The 25862-nt window shown below is 69.1% G+C and carries 26 protein-coding genes and 1 tRNA gene; 13 read left to right on the top strand and 14 right to left on the bottom strand.

Annotated elements, in window-relative coordinates; genetic code table 11:
* Positions 1-122: 122 nt before the first annotated feature.
* Positions 123-1094 (bottom strand): hypothetical protein, encoded by a 972-nt coding sequence (locus tag AORI_RS42760; protein ID WP_158509117.1) that lies wholly within the window; start codon positions 1092-1094, stop codon positions 123-125.
* Positions 1095-1476: 382 nt separating this feature from the next.
* Between AORI_RS42760 and AORI_RS42755 the strand changes: the two genes are divergently transcribed.
* Positions 1477-2079 (top strand): response regulator transcription factor, encoded by a 603-nt coding sequence (locus AORI_RS42755; protein WP_228688284.1) that lies wholly within the window; start codon positions 1477-1479, stop codon positions 2077-2079.
* A gap of 53 nt (positions 2080-2132) precedes the next feature.
* Here AORI_RS42755 and AORI_RS42750 read toward each other — a convergent pair whose 3' ends face one another.
* Positions 2133-2930 carry a hypothetical protein gene (locus AORI_RS42750; protein ID WP_043847851.1) on the bottom strand — a complete coding sequence of 266 codons (798 nt, stop codon included), beginning with the start codon at positions 2928-2930 and terminating at the stop codon, positions 2133-2135.
* A 350-nt stretch (positions 2931-3280) separates the two neighbouring features.
* Entirely contained in the window at positions 3281-3604 is a 324-nt protein-coding gene (locus AORI_RS42745) for a putative quinol monooxygenase (protein WP_016330802.1), read from the bottom strand.
* Between the two features lie 64 nt (positions 3605-3668).
* Here AORI_RS42745 and AORI_RS42740 point away from each other — a divergent pair, with 64 nt between their 5' ends.
* A complete protein-coding gene (locus AORI_RS42740) occupies positions 3669-4028 on the top strand; it encodes a MerR family transcriptional regulator (RefSeq protein ID WP_016330801.1) in 360 nt (119 codons plus the stop codon).
* 150 nt (positions 4029-4178) lie between these two features.
* On the opposite strand, the gene AORI_RS42735 is transcribed toward AORI_RS42740, so the two are convergent.
* Positions 4179-4251, bottom strand: a tRNA-Lys gene (locus AORI_RS42735).
* 99 nt (positions 4252-4350) lie between these two features.
* Here AORI_RS42735 and AORI_RS42730 point away from each other — a divergent pair.
* The 3 genes from AORI_RS42730 to AORI_RS42720 all read left to right on the top strand — a co-directional run bounded on the left by AORI_RS42730 (position 4351) and on the right by AORI_RS42720 (position 7530).
* Positions 4351-4890 carry a DinB family protein gene (locus AORI_RS42730; RefSeq protein WP_016330800.1) on the top strand — a complete coding sequence of 180 codons (540 nt, stop codon included), beginning with the start codon at positions 4351-4353 and terminating at the stop codon, positions 4888-4890.
* Positions 4891-5093: 203 nt separating this feature from the next.
* On the top strand, positions 5094-6467 hold the full coding sequence (locus AORI_RS42725) for a nitrosuccinate lyase (RefSeq protein ID WP_016330799.1): 1374 nt from the start codon (positions 5094-5096) through the stop codon (positions 6465-6467).
* An 82-nt stretch (positions 6468-6549) separates the two neighbouring features.
* The gene (locus tag AORI_RS42720; protein ID WP_016330798.1) at positions 6550-7530 is read left to right on the top strand and encodes an SCO0930 family lipoprotein; all 981 of its coding nucleotides are present in this window, start codon (positions 6550-6552) and stop codon (positions 7528-7530) included.
* Between the two features lie 3 nt (positions 7531-7533).
* Here AORI_RS42720 and AORI_RS42715 read toward each other — a convergent pair whose 3' ends face one another.
* On the bottom strand, positions 7534-8130 hold the full coding sequence (locus tag AORI_RS42715) for a DUF4383 domain-containing protein (protein WP_016330797.1): 597 nt from the start codon (positions 8128-8130) through the stop codon (positions 7534-7536).
* 131 nt (positions 8131-8261) lie between these two features.
* On the opposite strand from AORI_RS42715, the gene AORI_RS42710 reads away from it, so the two are divergent.
* Together AORI_RS42710 and AORI_RS42705 are read left to right on the top strand one after the other, a co-directional pair.
* Positions 8262-9158 (top strand): serine hydrolase, encoded by an 897-nt coding sequence (locus tag AORI_RS42710; protein WP_016330796.1) that lies wholly within the window; start codon positions 8262-8264, stop codon positions 9156-9158.
* A 45-nt stretch (positions 9159-9203) separates the two neighbouring features.
* Positions 9204-10055: an oxygenase MpaB family protein gene (locus tag AORI_RS42705; RefSeq protein ID WP_016330795.1), complete on the top strand. Its 852-nt coding sequence runs from the start codon at positions 9204-9206 to the stop codon at positions 10053-10055.
* Here AORI_RS42705 and AORI_RS42700 read toward each other — a convergent pair.
* A complete protein-coding gene (locus tag AORI_RS42700) occupies positions 10035-11252 on the bottom strand; it encodes an alpha/beta hydrolase (RefSeq protein WP_016330794.1) in 1218 nt (405 codons plus the stop codon). The two genes, AORI_RS42705 and AORI_RS42700, sit on opposite strands and share 21 nt — an antisense overlap.
* A 131-nt stretch (positions 11253-11383) precedes the next feature.
* On the bottom strand, positions 11384-12334 hold the full coding sequence (locus AORI_RS42695) for an alpha/beta hydrolase (RefSeq protein ID WP_016330793.1): 951 nt from the start codon (positions 12332-12334) through the stop codon (positions 11384-11386).
* A 144-nt stretch (positions 12335-12478) separates the two neighbouring features.
* Here AORI_RS42695 and AORI_RS42690 point away from each other — a divergent pair, with 144 nt between their 5' ends.
* The 5 genes from AORI_RS42690 to AORI_RS42670 are packed head-to-tail and all read left to right on the top strand — an operon-like array spanning position 12479 to position 17446.
* Positions 12479-12946, top strand: a complete 468-nt coding sequence (locus AORI_RS42690; protein WP_016330792.1) for a MarR family winged helix-turn-helix transcriptional regulator — start codon at positions 12479-12481, stop codon at positions 12944-12946.
* A 27-nt stretch (positions 12947-12973) separates the two neighbouring features.
* The gene (locus AORI_RS42685; RefSeq protein ID WP_016330791.1) at positions 12974-13822 is read left to right on the top strand and encodes an SAM-dependent methyltransferase; all 849 of its coding nucleotides are present in this window, start codon (positions 12974-12976) and stop codon (positions 13820-13822) included.
* A 58-nt stretch (positions 13823-13880) separates the two neighbouring features.
* Complete coding sequence (locus AORI_RS42680) at positions 13881-14417, top strand: PadR family transcriptional regulator (protein ID WP_016330790.1); 537 nt, start codon at positions 13881-13883, stop codon at positions 14415-14417.
* 9 nt (positions 14418-14426) lie between these two features.
* The gene (locus AORI_RS42675) at positions 14427-16445 is read left to right on the top strand and encodes an NADPH-dependent 2,4-dienoyl-CoA reductase (protein ID WP_016330789.1); all 2019 of its coding nucleotides are present in this window, start codon (positions 14427-14429) and stop codon (positions 16443-16445) included.
* Between the two features lie 23 nt (positions 16446-16468).
* Positions 16469-17446 (top strand): prephenate dehydrogenase, encoded by a 978-nt coding sequence (locus tag AORI_RS42670; protein ID WP_267283971.1) that lies wholly within the window; start codon positions 16469-16471, stop codon positions 17444-17446.
* 69 nt (positions 17447-17515) lie between these two features.
* Here the strand turns inward: AORI_RS42670 and AORI_RS42665 are convergent, their stop codons facing one another.
* The 4 genes from AORI_RS42665 to AORI_RS42650 form a co-directional block, all read right to left on the bottom strand.
* On the bottom strand, positions 17516-17743 hold the full coding sequence (locus AORI_RS42665) for an antitoxin (RefSeq protein WP_016330787.1): 228 nt from the start codon (positions 17741-17743) through the stop codon (positions 17516-17518).
* Positions 17744-17804: 61 nt separating this feature from the next.
* A complete protein-coding gene (locus AORI_RS42660) occupies positions 17805-18737 on the bottom strand; it encodes a TauD/TfdA dioxygenase family protein (protein ID WP_016330786.1) in 933 nt (310 codons plus the stop codon).
* 202 nt (positions 18738-18939) lie between these two features.
* On the bottom strand, positions 18940-19278 hold the full coding sequence (locus AORI_RS42655) for a hypothetical protein (protein WP_016330785.1): 339 nt from the start codon (positions 19276-19278) through the stop codon (positions 18940-18942).
* Between the two features lie 72 nt (positions 19279-19350).
* Positions 19351-21315 carry an FUSC family protein gene (locus AORI_RS42650; RefSeq protein ID WP_016330784.1) on the bottom strand — a complete coding sequence of 655 codons (1965 nt, stop codon included), beginning with the start codon at positions 21313-21315 and terminating at the stop codon, positions 19351-19353.
* Between the two features lie 49 nt (positions 21316-21364).
* Between AORI_RS42650 and AORI_RS42645 the strand changes: the two genes are divergently transcribed.
* Positions 21365-21805 carry an SRPBCC family protein gene (locus tag AORI_RS42645; RefSeq protein WP_016330783.1) on the top strand — a complete coding sequence of 147 codons (441 nt, stop codon included), beginning with the start codon at positions 21365-21367 and terminating at the stop codon, positions 21803-21805.
* Between the two features lie 284 nt (positions 21806-22089).
* Here AORI_RS42645 and AORI_RS42640 read toward each other — a convergent pair whose 3' ends face one another.
* Genes AORI_RS42640 through AORI_RS42630 form a run of 3 tightly spaced genes read right to left on the bottom strand, consistent with a single transcriptional unit; the run spans position 22090 to position 25814 of the window.
* Positions 22090-24690, bottom strand: coding sequence for a CHAT domain-containing protein (locus tag AORI_RS42640; RefSeq protein ID WP_016330782.1), 2601 nt, complete (start codon positions 24688-24690; stop codon positions 22090-22092).
* Between the two features lie 42 nt (positions 24691-24732).
* Positions 24733-25212, bottom strand: coding sequence for a hypothetical protein (locus AORI_RS42635; RefSeq protein WP_016330781.1), 480 nt, complete (start codon positions 25210-25212; stop codon positions 24733-24735).
* Complete coding sequence (locus AORI_RS42630) at positions 25209-25814, bottom strand: RNA polymerase sigma factor (RefSeq protein ID WP_007030724.1); 606 nt, start codon at positions 25812-25814, stop codon at positions 25209-25211. Before AORI_RS42630 ends, AORI_RS42635 begins: the two co-directional genes overlap by 4 nt.
* Between the last annotated feature and the right edge of the window lie 48 nt (positions 25815-25862).

Raw genomic sequence — 25862 nt, 5'->3', positions numbered from 1 at the left:
TGGCAGCGGGAGCTACAGACTTGCGATTTCAGCCCATGAGTTCGCGAGCCTGCCGTCGAGTTGCACCTCGGCGGTCCTGCTGTCGCTACCGATCAAGGATTTTTACTTCGGTGGCCGACACGTCAGTCAGGCGACACTGGAGGTTGCTGCGCGCGCTTGCGCAGCGGAGCGATGTGATCCGGGCCGACGGTCCAGCAGGCGATTCGCTGGTCGTGAGCCGACCTTCCGGGCAGCACGATCGCGCCTTGCGCGTGGCCACCATTGGAGCCTGCCGACGAAGTGCCGACACCGGGCCCGACGGCGCTGACGGGCGCTGCCGGGAAACCAAGGGGAAGCCGGTCGACCGGGCGCTGCGAGCCGATACCGGCAGGCGCCGCCGTCGCGGTCGAGGACTGGAACGAGGACGGCTCATGCTGCTTGTTCACGCAGAACACGCAGTCGCCGTCGAGTGGTGCCGCCGGGGCGGACGGCACCGGCAGACTCTCCACCGGTGCCTGCTGCGGCGCCGCTGAAGCCGCAGGGGCCGGCCGACGAGGGGCCGACGACGTCTCAGAGCCTTCCGAAACCGTCACGGTCGCCGTGATCGTGACCACGCCCGGCACCTCGACGCGAGGCTGCAGGCCGGTGCTGGAAACGACCGGCGCGATCGCGGACACCGTGCCGGTGAGTGCGTTCGTGACCGGGCTGTCGAGCGTGCGGCTCACCGTGGTGACGGTGTCGCGCACCACGGTGTCGACGGTCCGGGTGACCGCGGTGGCCGCCGTCGTGGCCGTTCGCACCACCGAGCCGACCTGCTCGATCGCCGGGGCCAACGTCGGTGCGGTGGCGCCGACCAACGCGGTGGTCTGGCCGACGGTCGCGTCCACCAGGGAGATCCGCGCGGCCGGATCCGTCTCCGGAACGGTGACGGTCGCGAATCCGCATTCCGCCTCACAGTCGGCCTCTGCGGCAGCGGCCTCAAAGGCACTCATCGCGGCGAAGCCGACTATGACGAACGCACCGAGCAAGACGGCACGGCAGACCACCGCAAGGCATCTCGCCCGCCGCGATCGCGGCTCGGCGAGCCCGCGACGACCGTGTGAAACGGGCGTCATGCCCATCCCACCGTCGGTCGTTCGCAGCCACACCATCGCACTCCACCATTTCCGGCTTACTCGAAGGTTTGCCCCAACAGCAGACAGTAAGTACGGATCAAGCAATAGGGAACTGCCACTTATGGGACCGGCCGCCGCCACCCCTTACAGTCTCCACCCTCTCAAACGAACCACTCTCCGTCGGAGCCATAACGGGAAGATCCGACCTTATGAACACGATCGGGTGAATCGAAATAATGGTGGTCAACTGCTCGTCGAAATTCGCGACGCAGACCACCCAGGATCAATGGTCACAGTTCGATAACTCGACATCGGCGGCATGAAATTTCGATCATCCCGCGTAAGGGAATGCGCGAACCGGCGTTCCAGGGATATGGAGGCCGTGTTCGATCCCCGAGACGAACGCGATCGCGACCGATCCCCGGAAATGTCGGTCGCGGTGGCGATAGTGGTCTACGCCGACCGGCCGAGCACGCGCCACGGGCTCGCGCGATCACTGCGGGGCGCGCCGGGGATCGGGCGCGTCGAATGCGCCGCGACCGCCGAGGAACTCGTCCGCGGATACCTCCGCTCGCCCGCCGACGTGGTGCTCGTCGCGGTACGGCCGGGAGAGCCGGCCGGTCCGGCCGCCGCGGCGACCTTGTTGTCGATCGTGCCCGACGCCTCGGTGATCATGTTCGGGTCGTCCGACACGGCGCCCAGCGCCATAGTGCCCGGCATCGGCGGATTTCTCCGGAAGTACGACGGCCTGTTCCCCGAACCGGTCCTCGCACAGCCCGACGCCGAACGGCCTCGTCTGTCCGAACGCGAGCTCCAGATCCTCTGGGGCATGGCCCAGGGAAAGCGGAACATCCAGATCGGCGCCGATCTCGCGCTCTCCGAAGACAGCGTCAAAACCCACTGCAAACGGATCTTCCGCAAGCTGGGCGTCCACGATCGCGCCGAAGCGGTCGCCATCGGCTTCCGCGCCGGTTTCCTTTCCTGACCGGATCGGCATGGCACGGACCGGGCAGGGCGGCGCCCGGCCCGTGCGTGCCGTCAGGCCAGGCGGACCTGGAACACGGCGACCCGGGCGTCATGCCCGTCCACGCGCATGTCCACGGTCTTGGTGTCGATGAACTGCTCCTGGACGACGCCGTTGCCCGCCAGCCAGTTGATGCGGTCGATGCCGGTGCCGAAGCACCGGCGCTCCGATTCCAGGCTGGTGGCCTTGTAGTAGTTCGGGTTGTTGGTGTCCGCGGTCCAGAAGACCAGGCGCCCGACGTTGTGATGCGCGAGCACGCGACTGGCGTGGATCCTCTTGTGCTCGTTCCACTCGTCGCGCAGGTCGGCGCGCTGGTCGCCGTTGTACGCGTTCGCGATGTAGTGCGAGTTGATCAGCGCGAACTGGAGCGTCGGGTGGCTCTGGTGACGCACCACGACCTCGTTGATCCAGCGCGGCGGGGTCACCCCGGTGATGCCACCGTGCACATACGTGGTCTTCGAGCTCGCCACCTCCCACGGCTGCGGGATCGAGATCGGGATCCGGAACGACGTGTTGTGCCGCAGGAACGCGTTGTTGTACAGGGGCCCGAAGTAGTGGTCGATCATCGCGGGCTCGCCGGTGTCGCCCTCGTTGATCTCCTGCCAGCCGACCAGAGGCCGCACCAGGGAGTCACAGTTGCGGACCGCGTCGATCGCGGCCTCGCGCGCCCCGAGGTTGTCGCGGCCGATGTTGGCGGTGACGATCGGCAGCCGGATCCATCCCGTCGCGGCGGAAGCCGTACCGGCACCGGCGACCATGGCGCCGAGCGCGGCACCACCACCGAGAGCGAGCGCCTTGCGTCTGTTGAGCATTCCGGACACAGCAGATTCCCTTCTCGCACTGTCACAACGGGACACAGCCCGTCAAAGTGTCACAGAATGCGGCGCGATTGTGACCCCTTCTCGCCAAAACTGCCGCTTCCCGTCCAGTGCTCGGGGTGGAGGCGGGCCGGTCTTGATCGCGGTGCAGCAGATACGGCCGCGGCTCTCGAACTTGTGAATGGCCGTGTTGCCGGATGGGTGCCACACCGACCGCAGCCAGGACACGGCAAGTACGCGATCAGGTCCGAGCTGCGGGGTCACTCCGGTCATCGTCCGGCGTGGTCAGAGATCCGCGACGACATCCATGAAGCCTTCCTCGATCTGGCCTGCTGCCAGCCCGGTCAGGCCACGATGGCCGGATAGGAACTCTTCATGGCGCCGAAGTAGGCCTCGGGCGCCCCCTCGAGATGCTCGGGCAGTTCGTCCATGAAGGCGCGCAGCAGCGGGGTCGTGTTGTGCCGATCGAGGTCCTCCTGCGAACGCCAGATCTCATAGAGGAAGAACCGGCCGTCTTCTTGTTCGTGGAGGTGGTATTGAAGGTTGCCCGCGTGCCCTCGCGACGGCTCGACGAGGTCCATCAGGAGGCTCCTGAGCTCGTCGGCGTGCCCGGGCTTGGGAGTCAGGAAGCCGTAGAGGGAGACGGGCGCGGTCGAAATAGTCGTCATGCGAGCAACGTTAAGAGGTGACATCAATGTCAGCTTCAAGCCGCTGCGGCATGAGGGGGGTCACATGAAGATCGGGGAGCTGTCCCGCGAAACAGGCGTGGCCGTACGTCTCCTCCGCTACTACGAGGCCCAAGGGCTGTTCACCTCCCGCCGCAGCGAAGGTGGCCACCGCCAATACGGTCCCGAGGCCCCCGCCGCCGTGGCCCGCATCCGCACGCTGCTCGCCGCCGGACTCCCCACCAAGGTCATCCGCGAGCTCATGCCCTGCTTCGCCGGTGACGGGACCCAACTCCAGGCCTGCGTTTTCGACCACCTCAGAACCCAGTACGCCGAGCTGGACTCCCGCATAGCGAACCTCACTCAAGCCCGCACGGCTCTGGGCGACATCCTCCAAGCCTCCACCCGAGCGGCCGTCCACCGCTGAACCGACTGTCACGCGCGAGAAAGGGCCTGGTCCCGCACCTGCTGGACACGTACTTCGGCACTCAGAGCAAACGGAGACAAAGTCGCGCGACGCCGAGACATAGCCCAGAAGAAGTGGCGTCCCCGCTGATCAGCGGGGATGTCGAGGGAGTGGGCCGCCTGGGGCTCGAACCCAGAACCTACGGATTAAAAGTCCGCAGCTCTACCAATTGAGCTAACGGCCCGTGCGGCCGAGTCTAGTAGACCGCCGTCGACCACCAGGATGGCGGGGCCGCCGCCGGAGCGCCACGGAATTGTCGGGGGTCTCTGCCAGGGTTGTGGGCATGGACACGATCCCCGACGAGAACTACGCGGCGAGCTGGGAGGGCGAGCGCCCGGAGCCGCCGCGTGTGGCGAGCGAGCGCGAGATCCTGACGTCCACGCTCGATTGGCATCGCCGCACCTTCGAGCTGAAGTGCCAGGGGCTGACGCCGGAGCAGATGGCCCTGCGGTCGGTGGAGCCGTCGAGCATGTCGCTGCACGGGCTGCTCAGGCACCTCACGGGCGTCGAGCGCTGGTGGTTCCGCCTGCAGTTCGCGGGCGAGGACGTCCCGTTGCTCTATTACTCCGACGAGTGGCCCGAGCAGGACTTCGAGGATTTGAGCGGCGATGTCGAGGAGGCGTGGGCGGCGTGGCGTGCGGAGTGCGCGCGGGCGCGGGAGATCGTGGCAGCCGCGTCGCTCGACGACACGGGCACGAGCCGTCGCGGCGGGGAGCCGTTCTCGTTGCGGTGGCTGCTGACCCATCACATCGCCGAGTACGCCCGCCACGCAGGCCACGCCGACTTGCTTCGCGAGCGCATCGACGGGAGGACAGGCCACTGACACCCTGTGGGCGGAGCTGCGGCGCATCTCGCGAAATGGACATAACGCGTGAACCCGCCCTGGCCGAAGGCCCCGCTAACGCGGTGGCAGGGCGCCGTTGTCCGTCCACGTAAGAGGTTCGATTAAGCAGCGCCCTGGCAACGTCGATCGCGGACGCGGGTTCACCAACAGACACTGACACTCTGAAATGCGATGCTGGGCCGATGAACGCCGATCCCGATTCCGGCCTCCTGTCCCCGGTCCGCGCCGGCACGCCCGCCGAGGCGGCGACGGGTGATCTCGCCTGGTTGCGGGCCCTGCTCGACACCGAGGCGGCGCTCGCCAGGGCACAGGCCCGCACCGGGCTGATCCCGCAGGCCGCGGCGGCGGCGATCACCGAAGCGGCCGCGGCCGCCGACATCGACGTGGTCGCGCTGGCGAGGGCGGCCCGTGAGACGGCGAACCCGGTGGTGGGGCTGATCAGGGAGCTGACCGAGGCCGCCGGGACCGAGTACGTCCATCGCGGCTCCACCAGCCAGGACATCTTCGACACCGCGATGATGCTGGTCGCCTCGCGGACACGGGCGCTTCTCACCGCGGATCTCGAGTCGACGGCAGAGGCGCTGGCGGAGCTCGCCCGCGCGCATCGCGACACGACCATGGCCGGGCGCACCCTCACCGCGCACGCGGTGCCGACGACGTTCGGGCTCAAGGCGGCGGGCTGGCGTCAGCTGATGCTCGACGCGCTCGACAGGCTGAACCGGGTCGTTCTGCCGGTCTCGCTCGGGGGTGCCGCGGGCACGAGGGCCGCGTACGCCGAGTACGCGCGCCTCGCCGACCTGCCCGACGGCTATCCGCAGCGCCTCCAGGCAGCCTTCGCCGAGGAGACAGGGCTCGCCGAGACGACGCTCCCCTGGCACACCCTCCGCACGCCGACGGCAGACCTCGCGGCCGCGCTCTCCTTCACCGCCGCCGCGCTCGGGAAGATCGCGGTCGACGTCCAGTTCCTGACGCGCACCGAGGTCGGCGAGGTCGCCGAGCCGGCGGGCGAGGGCCGTGGCGGGTCCTCGGCGATGCCGCACAAACGCAACCCGGTGCTCGCGACGCTGATCCGGTCGGCCGCGCTCCAAGTACCCGTGCTGGCCACCGGCGTCACCCAGGCCCTGATCTCCGAGGACGAGCGGTCCGCGGGTGCGTGGCACGCCGAGTGGCAGCTGCTGCGCGAGTGCCTGCGCCTGACCGGCGGCGCCGCACATACGGCGGCCGAGCTCGCCCGCGGCCTGGTTGTCGACGGCGAACGCATGCGCGAGAACCTCGGCCTCACGCACGGCCAGATCGTCTCCGAGCGGCTTTCGACCCTGCTCGCCCCGCTGCTCGGCAAGAAACGGGCCAAGGAGGTTCTCGGGCAGGCGGCCAAGCTCGCCCTCGCACAGGACAAGGCCCTCGTCGAGGTTCTTTCCGGCCTGCCGGAGGTAACCGGAGTGCTTCCCGCCGAATCCCTGGCCGACCTGCTGGATCCCGCCCACTACACCGGCTCGGCCGGGGTGCTCGTCGACGCCGCGCTGGAGGCTCGCGAAGAAAATCCGAAAACTCCTTGAACCGGTCCCTGGCCGGCTCCGTGTAGGGGGTACAAGCTCACCGCGCCAAGCCGCGGAACCCCTACGAACAAGGAGAAATCCCATGCTTCGCAAGCGTTTCGTCGTCGCAGCGGCGTCCGCGGCCGCGGGCCTGGTGGTGCTGTCGGCCTGCTCCGGCGGCACCGAGGCGGCCGCGCCCGCCGTCGCTCCCGCCGCGGCGGTGGCCGGGGCGGGCGGGAACGCCCCCGCGGCCAAGGGCGAGACCAAGGTGGCCGTGGCCGAAGCCGGGAATCTCGGCCAGGTCCTCGTCGACAAGGACGGCTTCACCTTGTACCGCTTCGATAAGGACAGCGCGAAGCCGCCGAAGTCCAATTGCGACGGTGACTGCGCGAAGGCCTGGCCGCCGGTGCTCGCCGAGGGCGAAGTCCAAATCGAAGGCGTGGATCAGGCCCTGGTCGGCGAAGTGACCCGTGCCGACGGACGCAAGCAGGTCACCGTCGGCGGATGGGCGCTTTATCGCTATGCCAAGGACGCCAAGGCGGGCGAAGCGAAGGGGCAGGGCGTCGGCAGCACCTGGTACGCCGCGAACGCCAAGGGCGGCAAGGCGGGTCAGGCGGCGAAGGAAGCTCCGGCCGAACAGAAAGACGGCGACGCGAAGCTCGTCGCGAGCAACGTCGACGGCATCGGACCGGCCATTGTGGACCAGGACGGCTTCACCCTGTACATGTTCACCAAGGACAAGAAGAACAAGCAGCCGACCTGCAACGGTGACTGCGCGAAGGCCTGGCCGCCGGTGCTCGCCGAGGGCGACGTCCAGCTGGAAGGCATCGACCAGAAGCTGCTCGGCAAGGTGAAGCGCGCGGACGGCACCATGCAGGTCACCGTCGGCGGCTGGGCCGTCTACCGCTACGCCAAGGACACGGAAGCCGGTCAGGCCAACGGACACGGCGTCGGCGGCACCTGGTTCGTCATCGAGCCCGCCGGGTGCAAGAGCACCGCGCCGGTGAAGGACAAGGCCGCTCAGAGCGGGAACGCCGCCCCCAAGAAGGAGGAAGGCGCTCCCGCCCAGGATTCCGGCTACTGAGCGCTAGTGGGCGAGGCCCGGCGGTCGCTCTTCCCGAGCGACGGTCGGGCCTTTTTCGTGCTTCGGCCGTCGCGAAGCGTCCGGAAGAGGCGCGACGGCCGTGGCACTGTCGGCCCGGTCCGCGACCACGGTCTCTTCTTCGTCCTCCGGCAGCAGCACCTTGTGCCGTGCGGGCAGGAACGCGATCACCAGCCCGAGCGCGGCGAGACCGAGGTGCAGCCAGTTGTCCGGCCCGTTGAGGTTGAACGGGTTTCCGGCCTGTGAGACCGGGTTCGTCGAAACGGTGCCCGCGATCATGAGCCCCCAGACGAACAGCGCCCCGAAGGCGACGAACGTCAGGAAACCGAAGACCCGGGACCGCCCCGACCCGAAGGTCAGCAGCAGACCGATCGCGCCCAGTACGACGAAACCGAGGTTGTAGAGCGGGTTCACCGAGAATCCCAGCACGGTCGCGTCGCTGCGGCCGGCGAAATCGGCGAGCCCGGTCCTGGTGAAGCCCACGATCCCGAACACCAGGAACGCCAGGCTGGACAGCCCGGCGAGGACCTGCGCGGGCTGGAGCCCCGCCGTCCGGATACGAGCGCGTTGTGCACGTGCCATTGCTCCGCCTCCCAGAGTTGGCGACCTGATTTCACGCTGGACCCCGGGTACCCCGCTGCCCTTCCGGACAAACAGCATCGGCCGAACGGGCTACCCGTGAACACGAACGGGTGACACGGTCAACAGGTCATGTGGGCAAGGTGAGCGGAGTCTTCCTCCTGGCGGGGCTGTGCCTGGGCGCCATCCTCGCGATGGTCTTGATCCCGCCGTCGCGACCCGGTCCGGTGGCGGTCGCGGAGGCGGCGCCGAGCGCCACGACGCCGACCGTCGAAGAACCGGAGGATCCTGCCGTGTCACCGACGCCCTCGTCGTCGGCCGCGCCGGACCCACCGCCGAAGTCCGTCGACAGCCAGGCGCTCGCGGACCTCGTCCCCGGCGGGCAGCTCAGCGTGGTCGTCTACGACCGCACCGCCAAGAAGAACACCGTTTCCCTCAAGCCGGAACGGGCCTACACCTCGGCGTCGCTCGTGAAACTCCTCATCGCGCTGGAAGCGCTTCAAGCGGGCACACCGCCGAGCACCGTGCAGCGGATGTTGTCGGTCAGCGACGACGACATCGCCAGCAGGCTGTGGACGGCCCTCGGCGGACCCCTCATCGTCACCCGTTGGGCGAACAAGATCGGTCTCGCCGGTACGCGTCCGCCCGAGGATCCCGGCCGCTGGGGCGACACCCGGATCACCGCCGCGGACGTCGTGAAGATCTATCGCTACCTGTTGGACCAGGCGGGCGCCGGGGCGCGCACGACGATCATGCGGGCGTTGAGCGGCGCGACGGAGAGCGGCTCCGACGGGGTCCGGCAGTACTTCGGCATCCCGGACGCCGTCGGTTCCCTTCCCTGGTCGATCAAACAGGGCTGGGCGTGCTGCCGCGGCTCGCGGATCCTGCACAGCTCGGGCGCGGTCGGCGAGGACGACCGCTACCTCGTCGTCGTCCTGAGCTCGCAGCCGTCCTCGACCACCTACGCAAGTGCGGGTAGACGAGTGACGGACGTGGTCAAGGCACTACTTCCCGCTATTGACGGCGTGTAAACAAGGTGGGACAGTGGCTTCACGCCGCTCTCCCGGGAGGTCGTCATGAGCACCGAAGCCCGCCTGCCCGCCGTGGCCCCGCTCGGCCCGGATTCCGTTGCCTGGCAAGTGGTCGGCGACCGGAGACTGCTGCTCGGCGCGGGGACGGCGTTGCTGTTGCAGGTCGCGCATCCGGTGGTCGGCGCCGGTGTCCACGACCATTCGAACTACACCGAAGATCCATGGGGCCGCCTCGACCGGACCATCGATTCCTTGCTGAGCCAGGTTTTCGGCGGCCGGGAAGCGGTCGCGGAGGCCGATCGGCTCCGCGAGCTGCACAAGGCGATCAAGGGCGTCGACCACCACGGCGAGCGCTATCACGCGCTGAACCCCGAGGCGTACTGGTGGGTGCACGGTTCGACGTTCTGGACGACCGTCCGCATGCACGAGGTCTTCGTCCATCCGTTGTCCGACAAGGAAAAGCGCCGGTTCTACGCGGAATGGCGGCGCGTCGGCCTGCTGCTCGGCCTCCGCGAGCACCACATGCCGGAGGATCTCGAAGGATTCGAGGCCTACTTCGACGACGTCGTCGCGAACCGGCTCGAAGACAACTACACGGTCCGGGAACTGCTCCACTCGATCACCATGCGCGACACACCACCGCCCCCGTGGTGGTTCCTGCCGCAGGCCCTGTGGCGCCCCGTCCGGCCGACGGGCGGGAACGTGCTGACGCTGTGCGCGATCGGCCTGCTTCCGGCGACCTTGCGCGAGCGCTTGAGTCTCAAGTGGACAGACGGCGACGAACGCCGTCTCCGGCGCCTCGGGATGCTCACGAGGGCCGCCGGGAACCGAGTACCCGACCGGATCCGCTTGTATCCCAAGGCTTATCGAGCCAAGCTACTCGACGACGTCCACTAGCGCGCCTTTGGCGCCGGTGTTGGGCAGGGGCCACGGCGCGACCCCGCCGTTGGTGATGATCTTCTTGTCCTGCGGCGCGCACGGCGGCACGGTCCGCGCGCCGATCCACGCCAGCACGTCGGGCACCTGCGCCTTGAAGGTGTTCATGTTGTGCCCGGCGTCCGGGATCCGCCACGACGAGAGGGTCGCGGGCGCGCGGACGGCCGCCTGGATCTGGTCGATCGAGAAGCTTTCGAAGCTTTCTTTGTCCCCCGCGATCGCGAGGATGTCGACGGGCGACGGATGCTTCTGCAGGTTCACCGTGATCGTGTTCGCGTCGGCGATGTCCTGCCTGCCCTTGAACAGGTTCTCCGTCTCCGCGTCCACCGAAGCCTTGTAGTAGCCGCTGACGCTCGCCGCCTGGCCGTACCACTGCGGATGCCGGGTCACCAGGTTCATCGCGCAGTACCCGCCCGACGACCAGCCCGCCATCGTCCACGCCTTCCGCTGCGGGTTGGCGCCGAGTTTCTCGATCGCCCAGTCGCGGATGTCGGCGGTCAGGTAGGTGTCGTTGGCGGTGCCGTTGACCTCGTCGATGCATTCGGTGTCGTGGCCCACCTTCGGTTTCCCGGTCGGGTCCGGGATGATCACCAGGGTCGGCGGGAGCACGTGCTTCGCGATGGCCGCGTCGAGCCTGGCGGGCAGTTCGTACGGACCGGTGACCACTTCGGGCCCGGACGGGTAGTTCGGGATCCATTCGATGACCGGGAACTTGAGCGACCGGAACGCGGGATCGTAGTACTGGGGCGGGAAGTACACCGAGACGTCGCGCGTGAGGCCGGTGCGCTTGCCCGTCACCGTCATGTGGACGACGGAACCCTTGCCCTCCTTGGCCCGCATCGCCCCGGCGTCGCGCAGTTTGTCGAGGTCCGAACCGTTCTGCCCGGCGACGGCGTCGACACTCTCTCCCGAGTACACCCCCGTGCCGAACAGGGCGCCGACCGTCGGGAAGAACCCGCCGATCATGTTCCCGCCCATCCCGGTGCTGACCACGATCAGCACCACCGCGACGAGGATCGTGCCGCTGCGGCCGAGAACCTTGCGGCGCCAGCGTTCCCAGAAGAACGGGACGGCGATGATCGCGAGCAGCGTCAGCACCAGGACGATGACGAGGTTCAGTGTCGAATCGAGCCGGATGGCACTCAGTCCCAGTCCCATGGCGATCGTGTCCCTCTCCGGCCGCGGCACGCCCCCGCACCGCATTCCCACAACTGGATCAAGAGACGTGCGGCCACCGGAAAGTGTTGTCCAGGGTGACGCGTGTCACCCTGGACAAACGAGGTTCCTGACTACTCGGACGCGAGAGCCGTGCGCAGTACGTCGATCGCCTGCTTGATCGCGGCTTCCGCGGCATGCGTTCCGCGCAACGTGTTCAGCATGACGAAGTCGTGGACGATGCCCTGGTACCGCACGGCCGTCACCGGCACACCGGCCTGACGCAGCTTCGCGGCGTACGCCTCGCCTTCGTCGCGCAGGACGTCGGCCTCCGCGGTGATCACCAGCGCGGGCGGGAGACCGGCCAGCTCGTCAAGGCTCGCCCGCAGCGGCGACGCGGTGATTTCCGCGCGCTGCGCCGGATCGGTCGTGTACTGATCCCAGAACCACTTCATGCCGTCGAGGGCGAGGAAGTAGCCCTCGGCGAAGCGCTGGTAGGACTCGGTCTCGAAGCTCGCGTCGGTGACCGGGTAGAAGAGCACCTGCTGGCGGAAGGTGACGTCGCCGCGCTGCTTGGCGAGCAAGGTGAGCGCCGCGGTCATGTTCCCGCCGACGGAGTCCCCGGCGATCGCGATCTTGGTGCCGTCCAGCCCGTTTTCGGCGCCGTGCTCGGCGACCCACTTCGCCACGGCGTAGTTCTGCTCGATGGCGACCGGGTACCGCGCCTCCGGCGAGCGGTCGTATTCGGGGAAGACGACGGCCGCGCCCGCGCCGACGGCGAGTTCGCGGACCAGGCGCTCGTGGGTGTGGAAGTTCCCGAAGACCCAGCCGGCGCCGTGGATGTAGACGATCACGGGCAGCGGCCCGGTCACGCCCTGCGGCCGAACGATGCGGACCTCGACGCCGTCCACCTGCGTGGTCTCGACGTCCGCGGCGGGCAGCTCGACGTCGCCGCCCTGGACCTCGTCGACGGCCTTGCGTCCTTCCTCCGGCGGAAGCTGGAAGAGGAACGGCGGCGTGGCGGTGGCCTCCACGAAGGCCTGCGCGGCCGGTTCGAGGGCCAGGTTGTGCGGGTTGGCGGTCATTTCTGCCTCCTGGGTTCCGAAGTCGATGCGGTAAAGGTAGCTCGCAACTCAGTTGTGCACAACTAAAATGTGCTCAAGGAGATTTAGCCCACTCAAGTGGCGGTCTGCGGCATGATCGGCGCACCATGGGGACGAGGAGGACCGATGCCCACGGACAACACCGGCTCGCTGTGCCTGGACGATCAGCTGTGCTTCGGGCTCTACGCGGCATCGCGGGCCGTGACCGCGCTTTATCGCGTGGTGCTCGACGACCTGGGCCTGACCTATCCGCAGTATCTGGTGATGCTCGCGCTCTGGGAGGAGGACGAGCGGCTGGTCAAGGAGCTCGGCACCGTGCTGAACCTCGACTCCGGCACGCTGTCCCCGCTGCTCAAGAGACTGGAGAAGTCCGGACTGGTCCAGCGCGTCCGGCAGGCCGACGACGAACGGTCCGTGCGCATCAGCCTGACCGGGGACGGCGCCGCGCTCAGGGAACGCGCGAGCGGGATCCCGAAGATCATCGGCGAGGCGATGGGCCTCGACGCGGCCGGTCTCGCCCGCACCCGCGCGGAGCTCGATCGCTTGACCGAATCCGTCAACGCCTACCGCGAGGCCTACCTCCCGGCCGGTTAGCATGGGATTTCCGGCGCGGACAAAGGGATGGCGATGATCGATCACGACGCGGCGCTCAAGGCCGTCGAGAACAGCTTGGACCGGCCGTCCGCGGCCCGCGTCTACGACTACTTCATCGGCGGCGACACGCACTACGCCATCGACCGCAACTTCGCCGAGAAGGTGCGCGAGCGCCTGCCACTCATAGGCGACTACTGCAAGACCAGCAGGCAGTTCCTCGGCCGGGCCGTGCGGCACTGCGCCGAACAGGGCATCAAGCAGTTCGTCGACATCGGCTCCGGGCTGCCGACCGCGGGCAACGTGCACGAGGTCGCCGACGAGGCGCGGCCGCAGGAGGACACGCACGTCCTCTACATCGACAACGAGCCGATCGCGCTCGCGCATTCGACGCTGCTGCTCGCCGACACCGCCGACCCGGACCGCCACCACGCGATCGCGGCGGATCTGTTCGATCCCGAGGATCTCTGGGCCCGGGTGATGGACTCCGGCATCATCGACGTCCGCGAGCCGATCGCGCTGGTGATCAACGCGGTCATGCACTTCATCAAGGACGAGCAGGACCCGGACGGGCTGCTGGACTTCTACCGCGACCGGCTCGCGCCGGGTTCGCTGCTGGTGCTCTCGCAGATGACCAACGAGAACCCGGCCAACGACGAGGAACGGCAGGCGCTGCTGGACATCCTCGAGTACTACGAGACCACGACGAACCCCGGTTTCCTGCGCACCATGGACGAGTTCCGGCGCTTCTTCGGCGGCTGGCCGCTGCTGGAGCCGGGCCTGGTCTACGCGCCGGCGTGGCACCCGGACGAGAAGACGATCTTCGCCGCTTCGCCGTCGGAGTCCCGCGTCATCGGGGGTATCGCCCGCAAGCCGTAACCATGTAAGTGACGCGCGTCGCCTTGCCGTGCAACTAGGTGCATATGAAACTAGGTGCATGGCACTGGAGCACGCGATCCTGGTCTCGCTGTCCGAGCGATCCGGCTCGGGCTACGAGCTGACGCGCCGCTTCGAGAAGTCCATCGGACTGTGGTGGAGCGCCACCCACCAGCAGATCTACCGCGTCCTCAAGCGGATGGAGGACGCGGGCTGGGTCACCGTCGACCAGGTCGCGCAGTCCGGGAAACCCGACAAGAAGGTGTACACCGTCGGCGACGCGGGGCGGGCCGAGCTCGCCCGCTGGCTCGCCGAACCCGATCCGTCGGCCACCGCCAGGGAGCTCGCCGTGAAGATCCGCGGCGCGGCGCTCGGCGATCCGGCCGCCGTCGCCGCCGAGGTTACCCGGCATCGCGACGCGCACGCGGCACAGCTCGACGCGTACCTGCTGATCGAGAAGCGCGACTTCCCCGACCCCAGCGTCCTCAGTGGACAGTCGTTGCATCAGTTCCTCGTGCTGCGCGGAGGAATCCGAACCGAACAGGGCCACGTCGAGTGGCTCGAGGAAGTCCTCCGGGCATTCCACCACGATGCGTAAGGACCAGCGATGAGCCCGTACCCGAACCTGCTGTCCCCTCTCGACCTCGGCTTCACCACCCTGCGCAACAGGGTGATCATGGGCTCGATGCACACCGGCCTCGAGGACAAGGAAGCGCATTTCCCGCAACTGGCCGAGTACTACGCCGAACGCGCCCGCGGCGGCGTCGGACTGATCGTCACCGGCGGCTTCGCGCCGAACCGGACCGGCTGGCTCCTCCCGCTGGCGTCGAAGCTGTCGACGCGCGCGGAAGCCAAGGCGCACAAGCAACTCACCGATCCGGTGCACGAGGCGGGCGGCAAGATCGCGCTCCAGATCCTGCACGCGGGCCGGTATTCCTATCACCCGCTGAGCGTTTCCGCGTCCGGCATCAAGGCGCCGATCAATCCCTTCAAACCGCGGCCCCTTTCCGGATACGGTGTGCTGCGCCAGATCCGCGCGTTCGCCGATTGTGCCTTCCTGGCCAAGGAAGCGGGTTACGACGGCGTCGAGATCATGGGCTCCGAGGGCTACTTCATCAACCAGTTCCTCGCCGAACGGACCAACAAACGCACCGACAAATGGGGCGGCAGCGCGGAAAACCGGCGGCGGATCGCGGTCGAGATCGTGCGCCGCACGCGGGAGGCGGTCGGCGAGGACTTCATCATCATCTACCGGCTGTCCATGCTGGACCTCGTCGAGGGCGGGCAAAGCTGGGAGGACGTCGTCGCTTTGGCCAAGGAGGTCGAAGAGGCGGGCGCGACGATCATCAACACCGGTATCGGCTGGCACGAGGCGCGGGTGCCGACGATCGTGACGTCCGTGCCGCGCGCGGCGTTCACCTGGGTGACCGGGAAACTCAAGCCGCACGTCGGGATCCCGGTGGTCACGTCGAACCGGATCAACATGCCCGAGGTCGCCGAGGAGGCGCTGGCCGGCGGCGACGCCGACCTGGTGTCGATGGCGCGGCCGTTCCTCGCCGACCCGGAATGGATCCGCAAGGCCGAGACCGGGCGCGAGGACGAGATCAACACCTGCATCGCGTGCAACCAGGCCTGCCTCGACCACGCTTTCAAGCGGAAGCTGGTTTCCTGCATGGTGAATCCGCGCGCGGGACACGAGACGACGTTGACGCTTTCGCCCACCCGCAAGACCAAACGCGTCGCCGTCGTCGGCGCGGGTCCCGCCGGGCTCGCGGCCGCGACCGGCCTCGCCGAACGCGGGCACGCGGTCGAACTCTTCGAAGCCGACGACGAGATCGGCGGCCAGTTCGGGATCGCGCGCAAGATCCCGGGCAAGGAGGAGTTCGCGGAGACCATCCGGTATTACACGCGACGGCTGGAGGTCACCGGCGTCAAGGTGCGGCTCGGCACTCGCGTCGCCGCGGCCGACCTGGTCGGCGCCGGGTTCGACGAGGTCGTGCTGGCCACCGGCGTGACACCGCGGGTGCCGTCGCTTCCCGGTATCGACCATCCCAAGGTTCTGTCCTATGTGGACGTGGTCCGGCACGGGAAACCGGTGGGCGGCAAGGTCGCCGTGATCGGCGCGGGCGGGATCGGCGTGGACGTCAGCGAGTTCCTGACGCACGCCACCTCCCCCGCGCTCGATCTGGACGCGTGGATGGCCGAATGGGGTGTCACCGATCCCGAGCGGGCCGCGGGCGGGCTGACCGAGCGGAAGATCGAGCCGTCACCGCGGCAGGTGTTCCTGCTGCAGCGCAAGAAGTCCGGGATCGGCGCGGGGCTGGGCAAGACCAGCGGCTGGGTGCACCGGGCCGCGCTGAAGGCCAAACGCGTCGAGCAGCTCACCGGGGTCGCCTACGAGCGGATCGACGACGACGGCCTGCACATCACCGTCGGTGACAAGCCGCGCGTGCTCGACGTCGACACGGTCGTCGTCTGCGCGGGGCAGGAGCCGGTGCGTGACCTCGTCGACGACCTGCGGGCGGCCGGACTGCCGGTGCACCTGATCGGCGGCGCCGACGTCGCGGCCGAACTGGACGCCAAACGGGCGATCGATCAGGGAACCCGCCTGGCCGCCGTTCTCTGACGAGTGGCCACCTAGATGGCAGGATGAGCCTTGTGCGGGACGTATGCGTGATCGGGCTCGGGTTGATCGGTGGTTCGCTGCTGCGCGCGGCGCATTCGATCGGCCGCACCACGTTCGGGGCGACGACCTCCGAAGCTGACGCGGACGCCGCCAGCAGAGCGGGTTTCGACGTCACCACACAGGTCGAAGCGGCGCTGAGCAAGGCGGCGGAGCGGGACGCGATGATCGTGCTCGCGGTGCCGCTGCCTGCGGTCGAAGAGGTGCTTCGTACCGTTTCGCGGGTTGCCGGGCATTGCGTGCTCACCGACGTGACCAGCGTGAAGGGGCCGGTGCTCGACTCGGTCCGGCGCCGCGCGCCGTACGCGAAGTTCGTCGGCGGGCATCCGATGGCCGGGACGGCGAACTCGGGCTGGAAGGCGAGCAATCCGGCGTTGTTCGGTGGCGCGGCGTGGGTGCTGGGCGTCGAGCACGACACCGATCTGACGGCGTGGGCGGAGGTCGCCCAGCTCGTGCTGGACGTCGGCGCGCACGTCGTGCCGCTGCCCGCGGACTCGCACGACGAGACGGTCGCGCGGATCTCGCATCTGCCGCATATCTTCGCGGCCATCCTGGCCACGATCGGCGCGCAGGGCGGGCCGCTGGCGATGTCGCTGGCCGCCGGGTCCTATACGGACGGCACGCGGGTGGCCGGGTCGAGCCCGGCGCTGGTGCGGGCGATGACCGAGGGCAACCGGGACGCGCTGCTGCCGATCGTCGACGAGGCGCTCGGGCGGCTGGGCGCGGCGCGGGGTTCGCTGGCGTCGACAGGTGGTCTCGCGGTGACGGTCAACGCGGGTCACGAGGGCGCGCAAGCGTTTGCGGCCAGCAAGGACGCGGAACGCGCGGGGGTGCGGGTCAGCCTGAGCGCCCCGGACGCGCGCGACGGTCTGATCGCGCTCGGGGAGCGCGGCGGCCGGATCACGGCCCTCGAGGGCGACACCGCGATCGGCGAGGTCTCCTGACGCGTTTCGTCCTCTGAATGCGGTCCTTGCACACGCAAGTACCGCGTTCAGAGGACGAAACGCGGGAGGTTACTGACCCTGCGGAGGGTTCTGGGGCTGGGGGTTGTCGGGGGTGTCGTCGAACTTGTTGATGAACCCCTTCGCCTTCTCGACACCCGAGTCGATCTGGGAGTCGTGACCGGAGAACTTCGACTTGGCGAAGTCGGCCGCCTTGTCCAGGCCGCCCTCGATCTTGTCGTTGTGCTCGCGGAGAGCGTCGGTGGCCTTGTTCTTCAATTCATCGAAGTTGATGCCCATGGCTTCATCGTCACACAAGGACCGGTGAACACGCCTCGACGATCACCCGTCGTGGGGACGCTCAGAACGGCCGGTCGCCCACGATGGCGACGCGTTCGGCCACTCGCGCGTACGGGTGGTAGTCGTTGACGGCGTAATGCTGGGTGGCGCGGTTGTCCCAGAAGGCCACCGAACCCGGCCGCCAGGCGAAGCGCACCTGGAACTCCGGGATGTGAGCCCGGCTGAACAGGTACCGCAGGAGCCGGTCGCTCTCGTCGCGGTCGATGCCGACGATATGCGTCGTGAAGGCCTGGTTCACGAAGAGGGTGCGGCGTCCGGTCTCCGGATGCGTGCGCACGACCGGATGCTCGACCGGCGGGAACGCGTCTTGGTGGCGCAGCAGGAGTTCCGGATCGGAGAAGCGGTCGAAGCCGGGGATGAAGTCGTGCACCGCGGTCAGCCCGTCGATCCGCTCGCGGATGTCTTCGGGCAGGTTGTCGTAGGCGGCGGCCATGTCGGCCCACATCGTGTCGCCGCCCACCGGCGGGACCTCGATCAGCCGCAGGACCGAGCCGAGCGCCGGCGCGGGCCGGAACGTGACGTCCACGTGCCAGATGTTCTCGAAGGCGGGCATGGTCGCGGATCGGGCGAACCGCGTGGTGTCCTCGGTCTCCCCCTTGGGGATGAACGGGTTCGTCTCCAGTTCGCCCCAGTTGGCGGCGAACGCGCGCTGGTGCGCCGAAGTGATGTCCTGATCGCGGAAGAACAGCACCTTCCACTCCAGCAGCGCGCGATTCAGCTCGGCGTGGAGCTCGGGGGTCAGCGGCCGGGCGAGGTCGACGCCGCCGATCTCGGCGCCGATCACCCTTCCCAGCGGGCGTAGCGAGAAAAGTTCGTACAGGCGCTCCTCGACACCTTCCGGCAAGCGCCGCAGCAGGCGTGGCCCTTCGAGGATTCCGCCGTCGGGGACGGTCGCGGGGCGAAGACGGACACGGTCGGGCAGTTCGATGGACATGGGGGCTCCCTGGATTCACCGTCGGACGACTTGGCGAGATGAGGAGCTACGCGGGCGGAGAGCCCAAACGTCCACGGCGCAGGAACAGCGCGACGGCACCTTCGCCCACCGAACGGATCGGCGAGGACTCCAGGATGGTGGACACGTGGCCATCGTGGGCGTGTTTTGGCGTGCGATCAATACCGTCCACGGGCCGGGACGATCATCGCCTCCGCTCGGAGGGGAAGCTGCCCGACCACGTGTTCCGGTGCTCGCGTGGCCGCAGCGCCTCGGCCAGCACCCACTGCGAATGCGTCGTGCCGCCCCGGCCGACCGGGCCGAGCTGGAAGGTGACCCAGCCGACCCAGTGCCCCGTCGTCGTGGCCCGCCACATCCCCAGCAGTCCGGGGACGGTGGCGGTCAGGTCCAGGCCGTCGGGCAGGCGGGCCTTCACCGCGCCGACGGGGTACACCAGCGTGAGATCGACCCAAACGGGCTGGTTGGGCCGGACCATGTGCAGGTGACGCGGCCCCGGCGGCAGCGTGTCACCAGTGTCGAGCATGCGTCGATTATGCGTGAAAACTCGAACATTAGTTCGAGATGATGCTCACCCATCCCCCGTACGGGTGGGTGGTCAGGCGCGGCGGTGATACGGCAGGAAGCGCCGGACCAGCCGCAACGGCGCGCGTTCGACGAGGTCGGGGCCGCGCACGGCGTCGAAGGCGGCGCCGATCTGGTCGACGACGCCGGACAGCTGCTCGTTGTCGGGCATCGGCATCTCCGCCGGGTCCCGTTCCTCGCGGACGGCGGCCGCGAGTTCGGCGAGGGCCGCCGTCAGGAGCGCGATGTCGGCCTCGTCGGGGGCGGGGGCGCCGCGTCCGAGGGTGACGCCGACCTCGGTGACGGCGTCGGCGACGCGTTCGAGCCCGGCGATCACCGGCCACCAGGCGACGGCCTGCCGTCCGGCGGCGGAGGGTTCGACGACGACCTGCTGGAACGCGGTCCGCAGGTCGGCCAGCGCGCGGTAGGCGCGGCGACGGGCGCGCGAGCGGTCCAGCCGGGCCTCGCCGGACGGCGCGAGCACGAGTCCTTTGTCGACGTACTTCACCAGGCTGTCGAGGCTGTCGGCGAGCCGTCCGCCGACCTGTGGCCGCCGGCTGCCCGGCCAGAGCAGGTAGCCGAAGAGCAGGACGATCGCGCAGCCGAGCACGGTGTCGACGAGCCTGGCGAGCACGATGTTCCAGCTTCCGGTGCTGGCGAGGTCCATCTGCAGGATGATCAGCGGGGTCACGAAGGCGCTGAGGATGCCGTAGTTGCGGACCTTGCCGACCGCGACGCCGCCCGCGAAGACGGCGATCAGCAGCACCAGCAGCCAGCCCTCGCCGCCCGCGGCGAGCACGGCCGCGCCGATGCCCACGCCGATCACCGTGCCGATGCCGCGCAGCACGGCGCGGCCGAAGACCGAGCCGAAGTCCGGTTTGAGCACGATGCCGACGGTGAGCGTGATCCAGTAGGACCGTTCGAACGGGACGAGCAGCGCGACGACTTCGGCGATCGCGACGCACAACGTGAGGCGGAGCGCGGCGAACCAGGTGAGCGGGCCGGAGACGAGCGAACCCGCCCAGCCGCGAAGGCGTTTGTGCCAAGGCTGGACCTCGCGCCGTTTCCTGTTGTCGCCCTTGCCTATCCGGGCGAGCCCGGCGTAGAGCGCGGCGAGGACCGGGTCGGCGTCTTCGGGCGCTTCGGGAGGCTCCGGGAGTTCCTGGTTCGCGAGGACGGCGGCCGAGGTCGCGATGAAGTGGTCGATCACGTCGTCCGGGGCGTGGCGGCCGGCGTTGACCATCGCCACCGACGCCTCGACGGCGGGTGTGCTGGCCGAGAGCAGGTTGAGCAGCTGGCGGTAGGTGGCGTCGCGGCCGGACAGCCAGGATCGCGCGGTGAGCAGCCGGTCGTACGCGGTGTTCATCGCGGTCGTCAGCTGGTGCCGCGCGACGCGGGAGGTGGCCTCGTCGGTCGCGGAGAGCATCGCGGCGAGCTCGACGTAGACGTGCGCGACGGCGCCGCGTTCGGGGCTGGTGGCGCGGAAGGTCCAGGTGGCGAGCGCGATCAGCAGGCTCCAGGCGGCGCCGGCGCAGAAGTAGCCGAGGAGGACTTCGACGCGCAGGCCGGTGACGTGCTGGCCGGTGCCGAGCACGCAGAAGACGAACATCTGGAGTCCGGCGACCGACGCGTTGCTGCCCGCCGCGCTGATCAGGGCGGAGACCGCCGCGACCCCGACGACGACCGGGATGGACGCGGCGGGGACGCCGCCGGTGATCAACCCGGCGAAGTAGCCGAGACCCGCCGCCGCGGTGGCGCCGCCGAGCCGCCGCGCGCGGTAGCGGTACGGGCCGGCGGATTCGGAAAGGACGGTGGGCAGGGCGCCGGTGGAGACGAGCGCGCCGACGCCGATGTCGCCGAGCGCGTAGCCGACGGCGAGCGGGACGGCGAGGGCGAGGACGGCGCGGGCGACCATGTTCCACGGAATGGGAACCGGTGTGCTGCGGAGCAGCTGCACCAGCCAATGTGGTGCGGCGATCTCGCGGCGCGGCGTGCTCACGTCCCTATCTTTACTTATCCGTGGCGTTCGGAGCGGTTATCGTCGCCACATGGGCAAGACGTACTCCTTCGAGGTCAACCGGACGAGCAGCGCCTCGCCCGCTTCGCTGTTCGCGCTGGAGGCCGACGGTTCCCGGTGGTCGGAATGGGCGAAGCCGGTGGTGTTCCACTCGCGCTGGGCGCGGGAACCGGGCGCGGACGGCGTGGGCGCGGTGCGGGCCGTCGGCCTGTGGCCGGTGTACCTCCACGAAGAGACGCTGGAGTACGAACAGGACCGAAAGCACGTCTACGGCTTCGCGGGTCTCGCGCTGCTGAAGGACTATCGCGCCGAAGTGTCTTTCACGCCGAACGCTTCCGGCGGCACGGATCTCCGGTGGACCGGCCGGTTCACCGAACCGCTGCCCGGCACCGGCGCCGCCGTCCGCACGGCCCTGCGCACCGTGATCTCGATCCTGGCCACGCGCCTGGTGAAACACGCCGAACGCGCCTGACCCCACCCCCCGCCCTTCCCAAGGGGGGCGACCCCGAGTCCAGTCTACCGGCGCTGGGCGGCGGGAACGGGCGCTCGGCCGAGTTGTCCACAGAGGGCGGTGCTTGTGGACAACTCCTGTGGGTAGCCGAAGGACGCCATAGCCACATAGGACGCGGTGAAGGACGCTTTCGCCGCATGAGACGCGGTGAAGGACGCTTTCACCACGCGTGAGACGCGGCGAAGGGAGCTTTCGCCGCATGAGACGCGGCGAAGGGAGCTTTCACCACGCAAGGGCGAGAAACCTCAGCCCGCACCCAGGCACAGGAAGGGGCGCCGCAGCGGATCGGCCGCGGTCGCTTCCGCGAGCGCCAGAGCGGGCGCGGTCCCTAGCGCCAGCCGCCGGTGCAGATCGGCCATCGCGGCGGCGGCCGCCTTGTCGCCGACCCGCGCGATCGCGCCGATGACCGTCCGCGAGCCGCTGGCGAGCAACGTCCCGGCGAAACCGAGCGCCTCCTCGCCGGGCCGGATGTGACTCATCGCGAGTTCGCACGCGGCCAGCACCACCCGTTCCGGCGGCTTCGCGAGCCGAGCGGTTTCGTGCGCGTACAACGGGCCGTCGACCAGTTCCAGCCGCGAGAACAACGCGTTCGCCGGTTCGTGCGCGCCGTGCGCGACCAGGTGCGCCATGCCGGAACCGTCCAAAGCGGACAGGACGGTGTCGCTGGTCGCGTCCTTCCCGTCGACGAGCCGTGCCTGCGGGTACACGGCCCGCAGGTTCCGCACCTCACCCACCGAACCCGGCACCCCCGGCCCGCCGGCGAGCAGCACCGGGCCGGAGTTCCGCCGCCCCGACGCGGTCACCCAGGCGGTCGCCGACGGCGCGATCGACACCGGATGTCCGTGCAGGGAAGGCAAAGCGCCCCAAGGCAACGCGTACAGCGAGCCGATCGGCACGATGATCAGCTCACGGTTTTCCAGCGTCTTCGCCAGCGACGCGGAGATCAGCCGGTCCAGTTTGTCCGCCCGCCGCCGCGCGGAACCGGTGACGACCTCGACCAGCGGCGCGGGCAGGTTGTCCGGCGCCAGCGCGTCGAGATCCGCGTGCAACTGCCGCGCCGTCTCGACGATCTCCCCGAGCGGCCCCAGCTTCAGGAGCCGGAACCGGCCGCGGTCGACGACCACCGCGTACAAGGTGTCGCGATACCCCATCAGGCTGACCAGCACGCGATCGCCGAGCCGCTCGACCACCTCTTCGGGTGCCGAGACCGGCCGCGGGCGACCCCACTGGCTGGTGTACCACCCGAGCCGCGTCGCCTCCCGCTGCAAGCGGTCGTAGCGCTCTTCGAGCTTCCCGACCGGTTCACCGGACAGCCGCCGCGCCTGGATCGTCCCCTGCACGTGCCGCATTTCGTTGATGTGCCGGGCGAGCGCGGGATCCTCGATGACCGGGAGCGGCTCGTAGCGGTACACCTGCGCGCGCGTGCGTTCCAGCCACGCGAACAGGCTCTTCGCTCCGGCGCCGCTGCGCCTCGCCTTCTTGAGCACCAGCGTCAGCGCGAGTTTGCCCAGCTCTTCGCCGTGCGCCGCCGTCCCGCACACGAGGTCGAGCCCGCCCATGCGGTCGCGGATCTGCCCGAGCTCCGCCAGCCCGGCCCGCGCCTGCGCGAGCGCCGAACGCGGCCGGTGGGACGCCACCGCGAGTTCGGCCCGGCACAACCGCAGCTGCATCCGGTGGTCGATCGGTGTGGTCTGCCGCGGTTTCGGTACCTGCGCCAGGAGTTCCTGCGCGGCGGCCGTCTCCCCGCGACGGATCAGCAGCCGCACCGCGAACATCCGGGCCGCGCCCGCTTCGTCGCGCAGCCCCAGGCCCGCCAACCGGATGGCGAGATCGGCCAGCCGCTCCGGCAGTTTCGCGGACGGCTTCTTCTCCCGGTCCGCCAAGACCTTCACCGCGTCGACGCGAAGCCTGGTCAGCTCGGCGATCTCGGCCCACCGGCCGTTGCCACGCCGCAGGAAGCTCCGCCGTGCGGACGTCGCGAGCTTCTTCGCGAGGACGTGGTCACCCTCCAGAATGGCGGCCCCGGCCCGCGCGACCTCCGCTTCCGCGACGAGATGGTGGGCGCCGTTGCCCCGGAGTTCGGGGATCGCCTCGTCGAGGTGTCGCGCCGCCTCCTCGCCGAGCCCGGCGGTGAGCAGCGCCTTCGCCTGGTCGAGCCGGACGAGCGGCAGCGAACCAGGCCCGTCGGTGACGAAGATCGAAGCAGCCTGCTCGTAGTGCCGGAGCGCTTCGGGGATGTCGCCGAGCAACTGGGCGTGATCACCCAGGTTGTGCCGGATCTTCCCTTCCAGCATCCGGTGCCCGTGTTCGACGGCGAGATCGAGTGCGTCGGCGAGGTCCCGGTGCGCGTCGACGGGATTGGTCTTCTGCAGCTGAAGCCAGGCCCGGTTCACCAAGGTCCTGGTCAGCAGGAGACTGTGCCTGTCCGCCTCGGCGACGAGCTGGGGGATCACCGCGTTGTAGAGCGCGAGCGATTCGTCGAGCCGCCCCACGCGCATCATCACCAGCGCGCGCTGCAATACGACGATGAAACCCAGTTCCCGCCGGGCTTCACCACTCGGCAGCCGAAGCCGTGTCCGCTCCGCCTCGTCCAGCCGGACGAAACCGTCCTCTTGGGACGTGATCTCCGCTTCCGCCGCCGCGAGACTGACCAAGATCCGGACCCGGATCTCCAGCCGTTCGGGGCTGTCCGTGTCCACCCGCCCGAGACGGGACAACCCGGTCTGCAGCAACCTGATCGCCGCGCCGGGCCCGTGGTCGGAAGCCGCGACCCTGGCCCGGCGGTGCAGATCGGCCGCCGATTCGACTACGGCGTCGACGACGGAAGGCTGCGCGGGCACACGCACTATGGGAGCACACCCACGCCGCATAACGGAACAGCCGTCCGGTTACAGCACCACTGTCGGTGTCACGACCGTTCGGCGACAGGTCACGTCGCCGAGGTGGATCACGATCTGGGTGGTGCCCTGGGGGACGTTGTCCAGCACGAACCGGCCTCCTTCGTCGGCGGTGGTGGAACTCGTGCCGTGCTCGGCGACGCGAACCTCCACTCCGTACTCGCCGGCGGGCACGAGCCAGCCGTCGATCCGGTGCTTCTTGCCGATCTTGGTGAGGTTGATCATCACGGTCAGGTCGCTGACGGTGAAGGTGATCGTGCCGGTGTCGCTGCCGCGAACGCCCGCGGTGGCGTCCATCCGTTCCCAGCGGGCGACCTCGACGTCGAGGTTTTCGAGCGCGAGCGCGAACTGAACCCGCTGCACCAGGTCTCCCGGTGGCGGGTCCAGTTCGTCCATGAAACGTCCGATATCGGCGAGCAACTCCTCATCGCCCGGGGAGGTCATCTCCCCCGGCGTCCCGAGGTCGTTCATCGGCTTCCCCCTTCGTGGGCCAGCAGGTCGCGCATCGATTCGAGGCAACGGCCCCTGGTCGGGCCGACACTTCCGCGCGGCATACGGAGTGCTTCGGCGACCAGTTGGTATTCGGCCCGCCCGGCGAGCACGGTCAGCCGAAGGAGCTGCTGACAGCGGTGCGGCAGGCGAAGGAAGGCGCGCCAGACCCGGCGATCCCGGTCGGCGCGGACGGCTTCCTCTTCGGGGGCCGGATGGGTGCTCTCCATGCTTTCGGCCAGCTCGTCGGTCAGCGGGACGGGCTGAGCGCGGCGGCCGAAGGGATGCTGGGCCTCGCGCCTGGTGGTGGTGATCAACCAGGCGGCGAGCGCTTTGGGGTCACGGAGTTTTTCGAGCTGGCTGAAGAGCGCGAGCCACACCGTTTGGACCACGTCCTCAGCGGTCAGGCGATCGAGCCCGTTCGCGCGCGCGACATGCCACACGAGCGGGGTCAGCTCGTGCACAAGTCTGTCCATCGCCTGGCGGTCACCGGCCCGCGCCGCGCGCATGCAGGCGGCATGCAGGTCGGCACCGGTCAGTCCTTCCCATGGCGGGTCTACCTCGGTCGTTTGCACGTCGGTCACCGTATCTGCCCCACTTCGGACGTGTCTTCGTGTCGGCGCTGGCAGTAT

The sequence above is a fragment of the Amycolatopsis keratiniphila genome (genome assembly GCF_000400635.2).
GTDB lineage: Bacteria > Actinomycetota > Actinomycetes > Mycobacteriales > Pseudonocardiaceae > Amycolatopsis > Amycolatopsis keratiniphila.
The sequence above is the reverse complement of the archived record's forward strand: the minus strand, read 5'-3'. Positions and strand labels throughout refer to the sequence as shown.

Bases quoted from the DNA above. Each gene is read 5' to 3' on its own strand.
- AORI_RS42760 (WP_158509117.1), bottom strand. From the start codon at position 1,094: ATGACGCCCGTTTCACACGGTCGTCGCGGGCTCGCCGAGCCGCGATCG.
- AORI_RS42750 (WP_043847851.1), bottom strand. From the start codon at position 2,930: ATGCTCAACAGACGCAAGGCGCTCGCTCTCGGTGGTGGTGCCGCGCTC.
- AORI_RS42745 (WP_016330802.1), bottom strand. From the start codon at position 3,604: ATGACGACTATTTCGACCGCGCCCGTCTCCCTCTACGGCTTCCTGACT.
- AORI_RS42740 (WP_016330801.1), top strand. From the start codon at position 3,669: ATGAAGATCGGGGAGCTGTCCCGCGAAACAGGCGTGGCCGTACGTCTC.
- AORI_RS42730 (WP_016330800.1), top strand. From the start codon at position 4,351: ATGGACACGATCCCCGACGAGAACTACGCGGCGAGCTGGGAGGGCGAG.
- AORI_RS42725 (WP_016330799.1), top strand. From the start codon at position 5,094: ATGAACGCCGATCCCGATTCCGGCCTCCTGTCCCCGGTCCGCGCCGGC.
- AORI_RS42720 (WP_016330798.1), top strand. From the start codon at position 6,550: ATGCTTCGCAAGCGTTTCGTCGTCGCAGCGGCGTCCGCGGCCGCGGGC.
- AORI_RS42715 (WP_016330797.1), bottom strand. From the start codon at position 8,130: ATGGCACGTGCACAACGCGCTCGTATCCGGACGGCGGGGCTCCAGCCC.
- AORI_RS42705 (WP_016330795.1), top strand. From the start codon at position 9,204: ATGAGCACCGAAGCCCGCCTGCCCGCCGTGGCCCCGCTCGGCCCGGAT.
- AORI_RS42700 (WP_016330794.1), bottom strand. From the start codon at position 11,252: ATGGGACTGGGACTGAGTGCCATCCGGCTCGATTCGACACTGAACCTC.
- AORI_RS42695 (WP_016330793.1), bottom strand. From the start codon at position 12,334: ATGACCGCCAACCCGCACAACCTGGCCCTCGAACCGGCCGCGCAGGCC.
- AORI_RS42690 (WP_016330792.1), top strand. From the start codon at position 12,479: ATGCCCACGGACAACACCGGCTCGCTGTGCCTGGACGATCAGCTGTGC.
- AORI_RS42685 (WP_016330791.1), top strand. From the start codon at position 12,974: ATGGCGATGATCGATCACGACGCGGCGCTCAAGGCCGTCGAGAACAGC.
- AORI_RS42680 (WP_016330790.1), top strand. From the start codon at position 13,881: ATGGCACTGGAGCACGCGATCCTGGTCTCGCTGTCCGAGCGATCCGGC.
- AORI_RS42675 (WP_016330789.1), top strand. From the start codon at position 14,427: ATGAGCCCGTACCCGAACCTGCTGTCCCCTCTCGACCTCGGCTTCACC.
- AORI_RS42670 (WP_267283971.1), top strand. From the start codon at position 16,469: ATGAGCCTTGTGCGGGACGTATGCGTGATCGGGCTCGGGTTGATCGGT.
- AORI_RS42665 (WP_016330787.1), bottom strand. From the start codon at position 17,743: ATGGGCATCAACTTCGATGAATTGAAGAACAAGGCCACCGACGCTCTC.
- AORI_RS42660 (WP_016330786.1), bottom strand. From the start codon at position 18,737: ATGTCCATCGAACTGCCCGACCGTGTCCGTCTTCGCCCCGCGACCGTC.
- AORI_RS42655 (WP_016330785.1), bottom strand. From the start codon at position 19,278: ATGCTCGACACTGGTGACACGCTGCCGCCGGGGCCGCGTCACCTGCAC.
- AORI_RS42645 (WP_016330783.1), top strand. From the start codon at position 21,365: ATGGGCAAGACGTACTCCTTCGAGGTCAACCGGACGAGCAGCGCCTCG.
- AORI_RS42635 (WP_016330781.1), bottom strand. From the start codon at position 25,212: ATGAACGACCTCGGGACGCCGGGGGAGATGACCTCCCCGGGCGATGAG.